The organism is Cyanobacteria bacterium GSL.Bin1 (assembly GCA_009909085.1).
Lineage (GTDB): Bacteria > Cyanobacteriota > Cyanobacteriia > Cyanobacteriales > Rubidibacteraceae > Halothece.
In genome coordinates, this window is the sequence record JAAANX010000058.1 from 1 (window position 1) to 15,628 (window position 15,628).

The following is a 15,628-nucleotide window of genomic DNA, read 5'->3' on the forward strand; positions in this document are numbered from 1 at the left end:
ATATTCGGACATTTATGAGTATAACATAGATTGTGCCTCTCCGCTTTGCTACGAGTCACGGGCTATCCTTCCCGACGTTCGTTGCTACGCAACAGAACGCGGGGCTGTCGCCCATAGCTCATTTTCTGTCCAATAGTCGGTATAACCAGCATCACAAATGTTAAACTTCCCTTGAATCTTTACTTTTTCCCGAAACTCATTCCTTCCCCTGAACTCACTAGTCACTGATTACTGTTTCTTGTTATACCTTAAGAGTAAGGTTATGTACAGAAAACTGTGTATGCTCAAAAGAGCTCTTATTGCCATCATTCACCTTTATCGGGCTTTGATTTCTCCACTCTTTCCCCCCAGTTGTCGTTTCCAACCGACCTGTTCTCAATATGCAATTGAAGCAGTGGAGCGATTTGGCATTATTCAAGGCAGTTGGTTAGCAGTGAAACGCATTTTGCGCTGTCATCCCTTCCATCCGGGCGGTTATGACCCCGTTCCTATGAAAAAAGAAGGGGAAATCGATCAGCAAGGGAAGGAAATAGCAAATCACAAATCATAAATTAATGTCAGTCATCGTTGTTGAACATCTGAGTAAAGTTTACCCCGTTGCGATTAAAGAACCAGGCTGGAAAGGCGCATGGAATCACTTTTTTAAGCGCAATTATCGCTATGTTAATGCGGTAAAAGATGTCACGTTTTATGTTGAACCTGGAGAAATCGTCGGTTTTTTGGGGGCAAATGGCGCGGGGAAAACAACAACCCTGAAAATGTTGACTGGGTTAATTCATCCCTCCACAGGGCGGGTACGAGTCGCCGGTTATCAACCGTTTCGTCGCCAGCACGCTTTTCTCAAGCAAATGAGTTTGGTAATGGGGCAAAAGCAGCAATTACTCTGGGATTTACCTGCGATTGACTCTTTAAAGATTAATGCAGCCGTTTATCAAATTTCTGATGTTGACTTTCGCCAGCGCGTCGGCGAGTTCAGTGAAATGTTGGATCTAGAAGGAAAACTCAGTAAACCGATGCGGAAATTATCCCTTGGGGAACGGATGAAAGCCGAGTTACTCGCTGCATTACTCCATCATCCACAAGTTTTATTCCTGGATGAACCGACGTTAGGGTTAGATATTAATGCCCAAGCGGCAGTGAGAGACTTTTTACGGGAATATAATCAACGTCAGCAAGCCACCATCATTTTGACGAGTCACTACATGGCAGATATTACAGCGTTATGTGAGCGTGTTATGTTGATGCACCAAGGACGCCTCTTTTATGATGGCGGTTTGGACGAATTAGTGGAAAAATTTGCACCGTATCGAGAAGTAGTCGTCGAGTTTTCTGAACCTTTACCGGAAGAAAAGCTAGTCCAATATGGTGAACTCGAAGGAATTGAAGGGCGAGAAGCGCGTTTTATTATCCGTCGGGAGGATTTAACCCAAACGACGGCAAAACTTTTAATGCAATTAGATGTGATTGATTTAAAGGTTAGTGATCCGCCGATTGAAGAAATTATTGGGCGTTTGTTCCGTCAGGGAGGATTAACGAACAGAACAGTTGACAGTCTTAGCTCCGATAGATGCAGCTTTTAATGCTTTACTAAGGGCAACGAGCGTGATTGGCAATGACCTCATCTTCGACCATGGGGCGTTGCATTTTTTGGTGTGGTCTCGGTTAACTTTTTGGGTCTTACTCATAGCGAAACTCAATCACTCAATCATTAATTTAGATTGAGTTTCACACGATTTTCGATGGCTCTTGACTTTTTTCCACTTTCCTTAAGTTGTTACCAATGGTTGTTAATTTCCTGAAGATAAGATTAATGAACTTAATTTGGCAACCGCTAGATTATGATCTTGATCGGGGATGATCTTCAGACGAAAATGGGTGATTGGTTCAAGATCGACTGTCCAGTCTTCCTGTTGAAATGTTGTTCCTGGTGGGCTAAACGTATAATCTTGCTGGAGCACTTTCTCAAAACTTTGACCTCTATTGTGAGAGACTGAAACTTGAAGCATTTGAGTGCGACTCGCTTCGACTTCCTCGATTTCGAGTTGGATTTTCCGAATCGCTTGGGGCTGATCGAAGACGAGAGTAATGGTTTGAGGCCCCGAGGCAGCTGCAGCCCAATAACTGGCTCCCTTGCCGTGCTCCTGGTTGAACGCATTCTCAATGGGATGTGCTGAATCCTCGGAAGTGAGTTGAACGGTTGCCATGTTGACAATATCTAACTCGCCAGTCATTGCTGAGCGGCTATTTAAGGTTCCCGAATCTACAATTTCTTTTCGCATTGTGCCTCCTGAAGTTGAAAATTCTGCCTTGTCCTGTTCTCCTTGTGAAATCTCGACAGACTCGACAGTGTGGCTATCGGCATCTACTGTTGGTAGATTGATGAAAAATAGCCCCAACAAAATTATTAATAATAGTCCGCTCCCTATAATTCCAGCCATAATTTTTATTTTACTCATGAGACTGCCTCAGAAACATACTTTCGCTAATACTCGTCGATCCAGTCAGTGAAAATGCCTAAAGCTAGTTTTCTCACCTTGTCCGAAGTTCCGATCTAGGATTGGATTAGATTCTTTGATAGCAATACTGAATGTTTGACTACCAGGTTGGCAGCAGCCTTGCCGTTGATAACCCCACCTACATTGAACAGCGAGCCAATCACGATCTTTATGAAGCCCTATTTAGAGCAAATCGCGATCGCGCGCTATTTAACTTAAAGGAAGTATTTTGGAAGGAGGGATGAGTATTAGTAAAGATCATGCAAGAGACTTAATCCCTCTGTTGATGTAATAGTTGGGGTACGCAACCTGGAATAAAAAGTGGTCGCCAAAAATCTCCCGTTAACGTAAAAAGATAACGAGAGATCACTCTGTTGCCTATTCCTTATTCCCTCACTTCAACCCGCCAAGTGACTTTTTCAGCAGACTCTACTTAATAAATAACATTTCCTGATAAGTGGGGAGGGGCCAGAGACTATCGGCAACTTCACCTTCCAAAGCATCAGCCTTCTCGCGTAGTTCTCTCATGATTGGCAACAAAGTACTAGCACAGTAGCGCATCTTTTCTTCTGTGTTTGCAGCATGATTTTTCGCTAAAGCATCACTGAGACAAGTGATTTCTGATACTAAAGAATTAGTCAAATTGGCAATTTTCTGGATATGATCCTGTTCTAAAGCGATACTGAAATGGGCAAGATTGTTAAGTGTGTTCGAGAGTTGGGATAAATACTCCATTGCCGCCGGATAAATCATGGTTTTTGCCATGTTAACCATTAGTTTCGCTTCCACTTCAATGGAGAGGATGTACTGTTCGGCATAGACTTCAAAGCGACTTTCTAACTCAACAGGCGTCAGGACACCGGTTTTCTTAAACAAATCTTCAATTGCTTCTTCCTTCAAAACAGGTAGCGCATCGGCGCTAGTGGGTAAGTTCACTAATCCTCGCTCTTCCACTGCCATTTTGTGCCATTCTTCTGAGTAGCCATTCCCCCCAAAGATGACGGCACTATGCTGTTCCATGACATCTTTCAAGACCGTAATAATGGCAGTATTCATTTCGGTGTCTTTTGCCAGTTCATTTTCCAGTCGATTGCCGATCCAGTCTAGGGAATCAGCAAGCATTGTATTCAAAACAATTAAGGGACCGGAAACAGACTGATTAGAACCCACAGCTCGAAATTCAAAGCGGTTGCCTGTAAACGCAAACGGTGAAGTGCGGTTGCGATCGCCAGCATCTTGAGTCAATTGTGGCACCACATCAACGCCAATATCCAATACACCTTTCTGCTTAGACTCAGAAACAGTTCCCGTTTTGATCTGCTCAAATACTTCTTCGAGTTGTGTCCCTAAATAAACAGACATAATTGCCGGTGGGGCTTCGTTCGCGCCTAAACGATGGTCATTACTCGCTGTCGCGATCGCTGCGCGCATCAGCGGTCCATATTTATGAACTCCTCGAATGACAGCGGCGCAGAATAACAGGAACTGAGCATTTTCATGGGGCGAGTCGCCGGGATCGAGGAGATTGCCTTGAGTGGCATTCCCAACTGACCAATTCACGTGCTTGCCCGAACCATTAATCCCAGCAAAAGGTTTCTCATGAAGCAGACAGATAAAACCGTGCTTTTTGGCAGTTTGCTTGAGAACCGTCATGATTAGTTGCTGGTGATCGCTGGCAACATTAGCGGCTTCAAAAAATGGGGCAATTTCAAATTGACCCGGTGCGACCTCGTTATGGCGAGTTTTCGCCGGAATCCCCAGCTTGTAGAGCGTCGATTCCACTTCCTGCATAAAAATCTGTATCCGCTCGGGAATCGCACCAAAGTAATGATCATCAAATTCTTGACCTTTGGCTGGAGCTTTGCCAAAAAGGGTTCGTCCGGCTAATAAAAGATCGGGACGCTGACTAGCAAAATTGGCATCCACGAGAAAATACTCTTGTTCTGCGCCACAGCTCGAATTAACTGGTGCAACTTCTTCATTGCCCAGGAGGGTTAAAACCTTACGAGCTGCTTTATCCATTGCTGCAATAGAACGTAAGAGGGGAACTTTTTTATCTAATGCTTCCCCAGTCCAAGAAACAAATACAGTGGGAATACAAAGGGTTGACCCATTCTCCGTTTCCATGATGTAGGCTGGGCTAGTTACATCCCATCCGGTATAGCCTCGTGCTTCAAAGGTGTCGCGAATCCCCCCATTGGGGAAAGAAGAGCCATCTGGTTCACCCTGTACCAACACTTTGCCGGAAAATTCGGAAATCACTTTGCCGTCACCTTGCACAGAAATGAAACCGTCATGTTTTTCTGCGGTCAAATTAGTCATGGGGTAAAAAACATGGGCGTAGTAAAGGGCCCCTTTTGACATTGCCCAGTCTCGCATGGCAGTGGCAACGGCATCTGCAACCGAGGAGTCAAGCTTTTCACCAGTAACAATTGTCTTTTTAATCGATTTAAAGACTGCCTTGGGAAGACTGGCCTGCATTTTATTCAGGTCAAATACGTTTTCTGCCCAAATATCCTCCAAACGCTCTGGAGGTTGAGTTGGTATAGCATCGCGATTGGTGATGTGATTAATGGCTTGTACTCGGCCAGCATTTCCACTCATAAATTTTTTATTACTCTATCAGGCGTTGACTGCTCAATCTTATATTAAGTACCTCTACCAAAATGGGTAATTTTTATACCAAATTTTCATGATTTTGATTTAAATCTTAAAGTTTTGTACTTAAGGGTAATCTTTGACTAGGAAGTATGACTTTGGTGCTTGCGATTGGCGAGCACTTACAACAGGCGAAAAAAAGATAAATCTAAGCCGTGATCAACGACTTAGACTTTAGAAAAAAGACAGTTGCTAACTATTCCAACCAAGATTTGCAGATTAATCACGATACACTTCATCAAGCAGCGCGCGATCGCGATCAAACAGTTGAATATGCAAAGGCATTTGTCCGATAGCATGAGTGGAACAACTTAAGCAGGGATCAAAGGCACGAATGCCAGCTTCCACACGGTTGAGCATTCCCTCGGAAATTTCATTCCCGTGAATATAATGTTGGGCAATCTGGGTAACGGTACGGTTCATGGCTAGGTTATTTTGTCCCGTGGCAATAATCAAATTCACCTTCTCAATGAGACCGTTTTCATTGACGTTGTAATGGTGAAAGAGGGTTCCTCGGGGGGCTTCACTGACACCAATGCCTTCTAAGGAATTAATACCCGCTTCAGCACGTACCCGAGGCGACATTAAATCATGATCGTACATGAGTTGTTCAATGCGGTCGATCGCGCCTAAAATTTCTACTAACCGGGCGTAGTGGTAAAAGAAAGAGGAGGTAGCAACTCTTGCCCCAGCGCGACTGCGAAATTCTTCTAACTCACGGTCTGCGGCGATGGTGCCAAATCGCTCACAAATATTCAAACGCGCTAAAGGTCCCACCCGATACATGCCATCTGGGTAGCCCATTGGTTTATAGTAGGGAAATTTGAGATAGGACCAAGGCTCGATGGCTTCACCAATAAAGTCAGTGTAATTGTCCTCACTGAGTCGATCCGCGATAATGTTGCCCTCACTATCCATAAAGCGAATGTGACCGTCATAATGTTCCCAAGTGCCATCCGGGGCAACTAACCCCATAAATAGGGAGGGAAATTTCCCAAATACATCGGCTTCGGTGGCAAATTGATCCAACAGCCGTTTAAATAGTCCCAGCGCCTGTTCTGTAGTTGCTCGCGCTTCGGGAAGCCGCTCTATAATCCAATCGCGGGCTTCTTCTGATAGCGGCGAACGCACCCCACCCGGAACTGCCCAGGCCGCGTGAATTTTCCGGGCGCCGAGCAACTCAATAATTTTTTGTCCAAATTGTCGCAAGCGAATCCCAGCCCGCGCTAATTCGGGATCCGACTGGATTAAGCCGAAAATATTGCGCGCTTGGGGGTCACTGTCAAAGCCAAGGAGAAAATCAGGGCTACTGAGATGAAAGAAACTGAGGGCATGAGACTGGGTAATTTGTCCCAAGTTCATCAACCGTCGTAATTTTTCTCCTGCTGGGGGAATCTGCACGGCAAGAATTTTATCCCCGGTTTTAGCCGAAGCGAGGAGATGACTGACCGGGCAAATCCCGCAAATGCGAGCGGTAATGCCTGCCATTTCAAACATGGGGCGACCTTCGCAGAATTTCTCAAACCCTCGAAACTCAACCACATGGAAGCGAGCATCATCCACATTTCCCTCGTCATTGAGATAGACAGAGATTTTGGCGTGACCTTCGATGCGAGTGACCGGATCAATTGTTACTGTTTTTGCCATTGTTCTTCTCTCTAAATATCAACCAAATTTGAGCATTTCTCGTCCAGTCATGTCTGGATTTTTCGCTTCCAGCAACGGCGCGATCGCGTTCTGAATGCGCTCCGCGGAAGGGGGACACCCGGGTAAAAACAAATCAACACTCACCACTTCATGGACGGGACGCACTCGATCTAGCAATTCTGGGACAATTCCGGGGGCGTGAGGGAGTTGCCGCGAGTCATCGCCCAGTTCTAAGTAGCATCGTTGCAGGGTGTCATCGGTTTTCCCTTGCAAGTTTCGCATCGCCGGAACATTCGCTGTAACCGCACAATCGCCAAAAGAAACTAGCAGTTTTGTTTTGTCCCGCACTTCTCGAATCAGTTCCAGGTTGTCCTCATTAGCAACAGCCCCTTCCACAAGGCAAACATCAACGCCATCGGGGTAGTCTTTATAATCTGATCCGACTGGGGAATAAACGACATCGACGTGTTGGGCGAGTTCAATCAGCCATTCATCTAAATCTAAAAATGACATATGACAACCGGAACACCCAGCTAGCCAAATCGTTGCAAATTTTATCTTGTCCATTCTTTTTTCTCCCGTGCGGTCACTAAAAATTCTAATTTGGCGCGATCGCGCTCCATTTCGGCAACGGTTACCCCTTTCCGGAAAATTGCCCCGGTTGGGCAAGCATCCACACACTTGCCGCAAGCGGTACAAGCATCCACTTCGCCCCAAGGTTGATTTAAGCCCGTGACAACTTTACACACTTCCCCTCGTTCGGCAACATCCCAAACGTGCGCCCCTTCAATTTCATCGCAAACGCGCACACAGCGTGTACATAACACACAACGATTGCGATCTATGCCAAAGCGTTCGTGAGAGACATCCACATCTCGGTCAGTGGGGAAACGATAGCTAAAGCGGGTATGATCCATTCCCACCTCAACGGCTAAATCCTGTAACTCACAGTTCTCATTTGCCACACAAATCGCACAAACATGATTCCCCTCCGCAAATAGCATTTCCACGATCATCTTCCGATATTCTTGTAAACGGGGGGTGTTGGTGTGGACTTTCATCTCTTCACTCACTTCGGTTACACAAGCGGGAAGCAATTTATTAATCCCTTCCACTTCCACCAAACAGAGGCGACACGCACCCACGTCAGAAACCCCTTCTAGGTGGCATAATACCGGAATCCGGATTTCTGCTTCTTGCGAAGCCTGTAAAATCGTTGACCCCGCTTCTACGGCGACATCAACCTCATCAATTGTCAGTGTTGTTACTGCCATTCTGTGTTCTCCTCTCTAAACTGACCAACGGTCAAAGCCAGCCCCTTCTGTTCCAAGAGGCGTAATCTCTGACTTTATACTTTACTCATCGCCGGCTGTAGCAAATCTTGATACTCAGACTCAAAATAGCGCAAGGTACTCAAGACGGGATTAGGCGACGTTTGCCCCAAACCACACAAACTGGTTGCTTTTACCATGTCGCAGAGTTCTTGCAGTTGCGCTAAATCAGCTGCAGTGGCTTCTTCAGCAAGTAATTTTTTGAGCAGATCGTACATTTGTACGGTTCCCGCCCGACAAGGAATACACTTGCCACAGCTCTCTTCTTGACAAAATTCCATGTAATACTTGGCAACCCCCACCATACTGGTGTCTTGATCCATGACGACCATGCCCCCGGATCCCATCATCGAACCGGCTGCGGAGAGAGATTCGTAATCTACAGAAATATCTAATTGGTCGGCAGGAATACAACCGCCAGAGGGACCACCCGTTTGCACTGCCTTCACTTGACCGCCATTGGGAACGCCTCCGCCCATTTCCTCAACAATTTCTCGCAGGGTGATGCCCATCGGCACTTCAATTAAACCGTTATAGATAACGTTTCCCGTGAGGGAGAAAATCTTTGTGCCTTTACTCTTACCGGTGCCAATGCTGGCATACCAGTCCGCGCCTTTAGTGATAATGGGGGCAATATTACCAAGGGTTTCCACGTTGTTAATTAAGGTGGGTTTGCCATAGAGTCCAACCACAGCAGGATAAGGAGGGCGTGGACGAGGAACCCCGCGTCCACCAGAAACTGAGGCAATGAGAGCCGTTTCTTCCCCACAGACAAATGCACCCGCCCCTACGCGGATTTCGACCGAAAAGTTAATGGCTGAACCAAAAATTTGCGTGCCGAGGACATTGTTGCGTTTGGCCTGCTTAATCGCTTTTTCCAGACGAGAAATGGCTAAAGGATACTCAGCGCGAACATAAATATAACCGTGGTCTGCCCCCACCGCATAGCCCGCGATCGCCATTCCTTCTATAATTCGATGGGGGTCGCTTTCGAGCACACTCCGGTCCATAAATGCACCGGGATCCCCTTCATCCGCGTTACAAATGACATATTTTTGTCCAGGGGGCATTTTTGCTACGGTTGACCATTTCAGCCCCGTGGGAAAACCCGCTCCCCCGCGACCGCGCAACCCAGAGCGAGTAATTTCTTGCACCACTTCTTCTGGAGACATTTCAAAGAGGCTATGGTGTAAACCCTGATAGCCCCCAACCGCAAGATACTCTTCAATACTTTCTGGATCAATTTGGCCACTATGTTCTCGAACAATTTGCAGTTGATGAGCAAAGAATGGATGATTAGGATTACCGGGGGTTGCGGTGACAATTTCCCCTTGTAGTCCTTTAATAATCGACGGGGCTTGTTCGGGAGTCACTTGTTCATAAAGTCGGTAGTGGTTAGGATCTTGACTATTTTCCACTTCTACAATTGGACCCTGACCGCAAAAGCCCATACAACCCACACTCACGACTTGTACTTCAGTGCCTAAGTTGGCTTCTTTCACTGCTTTGTCCATTGCTTTTTTGACCGCCGGGGAATTGGAAGCCTGACACCCCGTCGAGGTACAACAATAAACCCGAATGTTTTTTCTTTTTTGTCGTGCTTGGTCAGCCCACTCTTGTAATTCTGCCCATTCCATATTATTTCTCCTCTTGCCATTGGTGTAACTTTTTGCTGACACTCTCGGAGTTTTGTTGACCGGCAACCGTGCCATCAAAAACGATGGCAGGCGCAATTCCACAAGCCCCAATACAGCGCGCCGTTACTAAAGAGACTTGACCATCTGCAGTGGTTTCTCCGGCAGTAATTTGGAATTCTTTTTCAAGATTGGATAAGATTTTGTCGCTGCCTTTGACATAACACGCTGTCCCCATACAAACGACACAAGTATGAGCGCCACCGGGCTTCAGCATGAAAAGATGGTAGAAAGTGGCGACACCATAAACCCGACTCAGGGGGAGTTTCAGGTGTTTGGCAACATAGGCGAGGACATCTTCTTCTAAATAACCAAATGCTTCTTGGGCTTTGTGTAGAACCTCAATTAGGGAATCTTGTTGATATTGAGAGCGCTTCATTGTCACATCCAGAACACGGAAGCGCTTGTCTGGCTGCTTTTGAGGTTGCTTTGTTTCAGTTTCTTGGCTCGCAGTTTTCATGATTGGTGAAGAAAGCGGATCAGGCGACCTTTTAAGCTTTCTACAGGAAAAACTGAGCTGATAACCTGTAACGAGCGCGATCGCGAGTCTGCTTTGACAAGTTTTATACGTTGCTGAAGTCTGGTTCCAAATCGCTGGGCATGACTTCACATCTACTATTAAAAATTAACTGGGGAATAAAATTCATCCCAGTGCATCAAATCTTAACGGGAAAAGTTGCAGGAAACTCGCTTGGGTTGGGCTCTCGTGAATTGATATATTTTTATTAAAGTGATATAAATTATATTAAACTAATAATATTTATTATAAGATGTTAACTCAATATTAAAATTTGAAAATATCTCGTAAAATTAAGCAAAACAATAAATAATTTTAGGTGAACTTAAATTTTTCAGGTCATGGAATCAATACTCGCTAATACATTTGATGAATTTAATAAATATAGTGGTTGGATTGTCTGGAATCTATTTTTGGCGTTTATTCCTTTAGTCCTTAGTTTATGGTTGTTTCTGAGGAGGAGTAACAAACGATCGCTGCTTTGGTGGTTGATTTTAGTCGTTTATATTGCTTTTTTACCGAATGCTCCTTATTTACTCACTGATATCATTCATCTCATTGAAGCGATCCGAGCCAACTATTCGATTTGGATTACTACTTTAGTTTTTATTCCGCTACACGTCTCAGCGATCTTGGTTGGATGGGAAGCTTATGTTATTTCTTTGATTAATCAAGGTCACTATCTGAAACAACAAGGGTGGAGAAAATTTATTGTTCCGAGTGAGTTAATCACTCATGGTCTATGTGCCATTGGGATTTTTTTAGGACGATTTCGTCGCTTTAATAGTTGGGATTTAGTAACCCAGCCAGACATTTTAATTACTTCAACAATCAACGATTTAACTGATAAAAAACCATTGTTGGTTATTTTAATAACTTGGATTATTTTAATTATTCTCTATTGGTTAACGAAACAAATTAGTCTAGGAACTTTATTACGAATTAAGATGTTATTATACAAGCTCGATGCCCAAAAATAGTTGCAATTGACGAATGAGCCGATTGACTGCCTATCGATAGTAATTTAGACGACACATTAATTAAGCTTTGTCAACCACTTGGAAATACCCCATACATCCCCGTTCGGCAATCCAGTCTTGATGGGGATGAAACATATATTTTCCGGGATACTGATAGGAGAATTCTAGAATATGGCGTTCTGAAGGACCCATGGTTACCGCATCTGCGACTTCATGAGGGGTAAGAGTAGAACCCGTTCGATATAACTGAAACATATTGGCATGGAGATGAAAGGTGGCTGCAGAGGCAAATTCCATCATGTTCAACAGATAAACCCGAATCAATTGGTCTTTTTGGATGGGAATCGGATAGTCATCGTAGTAGTTCGGGAGGCCATTAAAAGCATAGAATTCATTTTCCTCATCTGCATTGGTATCGTAAGCCCCCATAATCAGAACCATTTCATCGGCTTGCGGACGCGGTTCTGGGGGATCGATAATAAACATCCCGTACAGTCCTTTCCCAATGTGACGAGTGACGGGTTCGACGTGACAGTGATAGAGGTGAACGCCGTAGGGTTGAGCATCAAACTCATAGACCACTTGTTCATCGTGGCGAACGGAACGGATCCCATCTTCGGAGGCGGGGTGAATTCCGTGGAAATGGACGGTGTGAAAACGCCCGGCTTGGTTATTAAAGATGACTCGCACGCGATCGCCGGTTTTCGCTCTTAAAGTAGGACCGGGCACGCGATCATTATAAGTCCAAGTGCGAAAGGAAACCACGGTATTCAGTTCAATAATGCCGGATGTGGCTTCCAGATAAAATTCGCGAACAGTGCGCCCATTTTCTTGTTTGACAGTTCCGTAATCGAATTCTCGGAGAAAGCGAAAAGGATTGATGCCATTCCCCTGCATTGGGGTATCTTTTGGTGGAGGAGGAATAATCGGTTTACTTTTACTTTGAGCAATGGGGTTAAACAAGAGATTGGTTCCTAAAACGCCAATTCCTGCTGCTCCCCATTTTAGGAATTGGCGACGTTTCCAGAGTGGCTGACCCGGATTCGGATTGACAAAATTCATTACAGCTTATTAATAATTACTTTCAGTAATCCTAGTGTAGGCAATCTTGATGTTAGTCGCATCAATTTTATTGTTCATCCCTTGAGTGGGGATGATGGGGTTATACTATTTCTGAAAACGATTGCTACAAATTGAACCACAGAGTCACAGAGAACACAGAGAATGGAAGCACTGGGACTGTCACTTCCAATCTGAGAGATGGTATTACTACTTAAAGAAAAAAGTTTCTTCTAGATTTAACCCAAGTTTGCTTTTCTCAAGTATGATGACAGATTGAATCTTCAATAAATAAGTGAGAACGTTCATTCATGAAACATCGTGGAGTAACCATTTGGTTAACGGGTTTAAGTGGTGCCGGTAAAACAACAATTACCAGAGCTTTAGAACAAGAGCTGCGATCGCGCAATTGTGAAAAGCTAGAAGTCTTAGATGGCGATATTGTCCGGCAAAACCTTACCAAGGGTTTAGGATTTAGTAAAGAAGACCGGGATACCAATATCCGTCGCATTGGCTTTGTGTCTCATCTGCTCACCCGGAATGGGGTGATTGTTATCGTATCGGCAATTTCCCCCTATCGAGAAATTAGAGAAGAAGTCCGTCAACAAATTGGGGATTTTGTTGAAATCTTTGTCAATGCCCCTTTAAATGTTTGCGAAGAGCGAGATGTCAAAGGCTTATACAAAAAAGCACGCGCCGGAGAAATCGAAAAATTTACTGGCATTGATGACCCTTATGAACCGCCAAATAATCCCGAAGTCGAATGTCGGACTGATTTAGAAGCTTTAGAAGAAAGTGTCGGGAAAGTATTAGGAAAACTCGAAGCACTGGGTTATATTTCTTATTAATTAGTTTTAAAAGAAAGGGGTGAATGCCGATTCGCCCCTTTCAAATCAGTCAATTGCTTTATTTTTCGCGATCGCGATCGTGCAAGAATGAGAAAGGAACCGAAGCTTTAGCTATCGAATCACAATAGAGATTAGGGGATGGCGCGATAGGGCTCTCTCTGCCCGCGCACTCCTTAGTATAGAACTACGCGCCGGGGAAAGATTGAAAATGAAAGCATCAATCAAAATCAAAAAAATCTCTAATGAATTTATTGAGTTTATTGCCAAAGGAACTACTCCTGAAGAAATGACTCAATTTCAATTTTCAGAAGAAACACAAGAAAGAATAGAAAATTTGGTGATTGCTTCCAAAACCGGAAACATCACAGAGGATGAGCAAAAGGAACTAGAGGAAGTATTATTTATTGATCATCTAATCACGCTGGCTAAGGCTAAGGCTTACCAATATATTCAGTCATCAGAGTCTCAGGATTAATGTCTCGTTATTATCTTTCTCTGGAATTACGAAATCTAGTGGCAAGAAGAGCAGATTATCTTTGTGAATATTGTCTAATCTCAGAAACAGTTCGTTCTACGAGTCATCAATTTGACCACATTATCAGTATCAAGCATGGGGGTAACACGAGTGCTGAAAACTTAGCCTATGCTTGCTTATATTGTAATTTGAATAAAGGAACAGATTTAGGTTCCATTAGTCGCCAATCAGGTGAGCTGACAAGATTCTTTAATCCCAGAACAGACAAATGGTCTGACCATTTTTTTCTTCGATATGCCCGGATTGAGCCTTTAACTAATCTTGGCGAGGTGACAGTTAGAATACTCAAGTTGAATGATCAGGATCGAATCTTAGAAAGACAACTCCTTATCTACGTCAATCAATATCCTTCTCCAGAAGCTAAGAAAAGAATTAATTCCGATGACGGGAAGTCGCCGTCAAAGTGATTAGTCCCTTAGACGATAGGAAAAAGGAACAACACGGCGACTCAAGAAGCAATTAATTTCCCAGTTGAATGGCGCCTTGGCGGAGAATGTCCCAAGCCTGGCCCGTCCATTTGGCAACGGTGGAAGGAAGACCGCTACTGACAATGGGTGGCGTCTCAGCCAGAACGAGCACCTCAGGAAAAGCTTGATCAATCGCTTCGGGGGTCGTTAGTGGGGGTTCTCCGGAACGGTTGGCACTAGTTGTAGCAAGAACGCCTGTTGCGGCAAAAATTTGTCGCGCGATCGCGCAATCAGGGACCCGAATCCCAATGGTATCTGGTGTTTGCGGATTGACCTGGGGTGGAACGTTGGCTGAACTGGGTAAAACCAAGGTTAACTGTCCGGGAAAATACCGCTGGGCGGTTTTTTCCCAAATCGCAAACTCTTCTGGCGTTCCTTCCACATAAGACCATAACGGTTCAGGAGATCCTCCCATTAAAATGAGCGGTTTCGCAGCCTCTCGTTGTTTAAGCTGAAAAATGGCTGCGGCGCGATCCGGTCGGACTGCCAAAGCGGGAACCGTATCAGTTGGAAAACTGACAACCTGACCGTCTTTAGCACCAGTCACCAATTCAGAAAAAGAAACAAGCGTCATTGGGGAAAGTGTTGATGTTTAACGTCGTCAATATAATTTTCTGCCGCTTCCATAATCATTTCTCGGAGGTTAACGTAGGCTTTGGCAAAGGGTGGTTGTTTTGGGGTTAACCCCAGTAAGTCCGAGGTCACTAACACTTGTCCATTACAGTGTTTCCCGGCGCCAATACCAATCGTCGGAATTGACAGCGTAGCGGTAATTTTAGCCGCCAGTTCACTGGGGATATGTTCCAGAATGAGCGCAAATACCCCCGCTTCTGCCAGATTGATCGCTTCTTGGTAAATGCGTTCTGCTTCTTCGGGGGTCTTACCCTGTTGGCGATAACCCAGGCGATGAACGGATTGGGGGGTTAACCCCACGTGGCCCATCACCGGAATTCCAATGCGAGTGAGGGTCGCAACCGTCCGCGCGATCGCGCGATTGCCCCCTTCTAACTTCACTGCCTGGACGCCGGTTTCTTTTAACACCCGCCCTGCGGTATGAATCGCTTGCTGTTCACTTTCTTGATAGGTTAAAAACGGCAGATCACAAACCACCAAAGCCCGTTTTACCCCTCGTTTCACTGCTGCCGCATGATGCAACATTGCGTCTAAACTGAGGGGAAGGGTCGTTTCATGTCCCAAAGCGGTCATCGCCAAAGAATCACCCACGAGGAGGATATCCAGCCCCACCTCATCTAGAATTTGAGCAAAGGCGTAATCCCATGCCGTCAAAACCGTAATCGGGCGTTGTTGTTGTTTCCACTTTAAAAGTTGTGCGGTAGTTACTACCATGAAAAAGGCTCAGCAATGGAGAGGCGACAAATAATTAATAATTATCAATT

General features: G+C 44.9%; 17 protein-coding genes. 7 read left to right on the forward strand and 10 right to left on the reverse strand.

Going from position 1 to position 15,628, the window contains the following annotated elements; translation table 11 throughout:
- Positions 1-280 precede the first annotated feature (280 nt).
- Together yidD and GVY04_06380 are read left to right on the forward strand one after the other, a co-directional pair.
- Positions 281-550 (forward strand): membrane protein insertion efficiency factor YidD, encoded by a 270-nt coding sequence (gene yidD / locus GVY04_06375; protein NBD15772.1) that lies wholly within the window; start codon positions 281-283, stop codon positions 548-550.
- Positions 551-554: 4 nt separating this feature from the next.
- Positions 555-1,580, forward strand: coding sequence for an ATP-binding cassette domain-containing protein (locus tag GVY04_06380; GenBank protein ID NBD15773.1), 1,026 nt, complete (start codon positions 555-557; stop codon positions 1,578-1,580).
- Between the two features lie 207 nt (positions 1,581-1,787).
- On the opposite strand, the gene GVY04_06385 is transcribed toward GVY04_06380, so the two are convergent.
- Positions 1,788-2,456, reverse strand: coding sequence for a hypothetical protein (locus GVY04_06385; GenBank protein ID NBD15774.1), 669 nt, complete (start codon positions 2,454-2,456; stop codon positions 1,788-1,790).
- A 131-nt stretch (positions 2,457-2,587) separates the two neighbouring features.
- Between GVY04_06385 and GVY04_06390 the strand changes: the two genes are divergently transcribed.
- A complete protein-coding gene (locus GVY04_06390; protein ID NBD15775.1) occupies positions 2,588-2,740 on the forward strand; it encodes a hypothetical protein in 153 nt (50 codons plus the stop codon).
- Positions 2,741-2,924: 184 nt separating this feature from the next.
- Here the strand turns inward: GVY04_06390 and GVY04_06395 are convergent, their stop codons facing one another.
- The 6 genes from GVY04_06395 to hoxE all read right to left on the reverse strand — a co-directional run bounded on the left by GVY04_06395 (position 2,925) and on the right by hoxE (position 10,285).
- A complete protein-coding gene (locus GVY04_06395; GenBank protein ID NBD15776.1) occupies positions 2,925-5,099 on the reverse strand; it encodes a glutamine synthetase type III in 2,175 nt (724 codons plus the stop codon).
- 273 nt (positions 5,100-5,372) lie between these two features.
- A complete protein-coding gene (locus tag GVY04_06400) occupies positions 5,373-6,800 on the reverse strand; it encodes a Ni/Fe hydrogenase subunit alpha (protein ID NBD15777.1) in 1,428 nt (475 codons plus the stop codon).
- A gap of 18 nt (positions 6,801-6,818) precedes the next feature.
- Entirely contained in the window at positions 6,819-7,367 is a 549-nt protein-coding gene (locus GVY04_06405) for an oxidoreductase (GenBank protein ID NBD15778.1), read from the reverse strand.
- On the reverse strand, positions 7,355-8,074 hold the full coding sequence (gene hoxU / locus GVY04_06410; GenBank protein NBD15779.1) for a bidirectional hydrogenase complex protein HoxU: 720 nt from the start codon (positions 8,072-8,074) through the stop codon (positions 7,355-7,357). The genes GVY04_06405 and hoxU overlap by 13 nt, the downstream gene beginning before the upstream one ends.
- Before the next feature lie 74 nt (positions 8,075-8,148).
- A complete protein-coding gene (locus GVY04_06415; protein NBD15780.1) occupies positions 8,149-9,768 on the reverse strand; it encodes an NADH-quinone oxidoreductase subunit L in 1,620 nt (539 codons plus the stop codon).
- A gap of 1 nt (position 9,769) precedes the next feature.
- Positions 9,770-10,285: a bidirectional hydrogenase complex protein HoxE gene (hoxE, locus tag GVY04_06420; GenBank protein ID NBD15781.1), complete on the reverse strand. Its 516-nt coding sequence runs from the start codon at positions 10,283-10,285 to the stop codon at positions 9,770-9,772.
- Between the two features lie 398 nt (positions 10,286-10,683).
- On the opposite strand from hoxE, the gene GVY04_06425 reads away from it, so the two are divergent.
- The gene (locus tag GVY04_06425) at positions 10,684-11,322 is read left to right on the forward strand and encodes a DUF1361 domain-containing protein (GenBank protein ID NBD15782.1); all 639 of its coding nucleotides are present in this window, start codon (positions 10,684-10,686) and stop codon (positions 11,320-11,322) included.
- A gap of 60 nt (positions 11,323-11,382) precedes the next feature.
- On the opposite strand, the gene GVY04_06430 is transcribed toward GVY04_06425, so the two are convergent.
- The gene (locus GVY04_06430) at positions 11,383-12,384 is read right to left on the reverse strand and encodes a multicopper oxidase domain-containing protein (protein ID NBD15783.1); all 1,002 of its coding nucleotides are present in this window, start codon (positions 12,382-12,384) and stop codon (positions 11,383-11,385) included.
- Positions 12,385-12,692: 308 nt separating this feature from the next.
- Here GVY04_06430 and cysC point away from each other — a divergent pair, with 308 nt between their 5' ends.
- The 3 genes from cysC (at position 12,693) to GVY04_06445 (ending at position 14,171) form a co-directional block, all read left to right on the forward strand.
- Entirely contained in the window at positions 12,693-13,229 is a 537-nt protein-coding gene (gene cysC / locus GVY04_06435; GenBank protein NBD15784.1) for an adenylyl-sulfate kinase, read from the forward strand.
- Between the two features lie 208 nt (positions 13,230-13,437).
- Complete coding sequence (locus GVY04_06440; GenBank protein ID NBD15785.1) at positions 13,438-13,704, forward strand: hypothetical protein; 267 nt, start codon at positions 13,438-13,440, stop codon at positions 13,702-13,704.
- Positions 13,704-14,171, forward strand: a complete 468-nt coding sequence (locus tag GVY04_06445; protein NBD15786.1) for an HNH endonuclease — start codon at positions 13,704-13,706, stop codon at positions 14,169-14,171. Before GVY04_06440 ends, GVY04_06445 begins: the two co-directional genes overlap by 1 nt.
- Positions 14,172-14,223: 52 nt before the next feature.
- On the opposite strand, the gene GVY04_06450 is transcribed toward GVY04_06445, so the two are convergent.
- Together GVY04_06450 and panB are read right to left on the reverse strand one after the other, a co-directional pair.
- Positions 14,224-14,805 (reverse strand): Sua5/YciO/YrdC/YwlC family protein, encoded by a 582-nt coding sequence (locus GVY04_06450; GenBank protein ID NBD15787.1) that lies wholly within the window; start codon positions 14,803-14,805, stop codon positions 14,224-14,226.
- Entirely contained in the window at positions 14,802-15,578 is a 777-nt protein-coding gene (gene panB, locus GVY04_06455; GenBank protein NBD15788.1) for a 3-methyl-2-oxobutanoate hydroxymethyltransferase, read from the reverse strand. Before panB ends, GVY04_06450 begins: the two co-directional genes overlap by 4 nt.
- Positions 15,579-15,628: the final 50 nt, after the last annotated feature.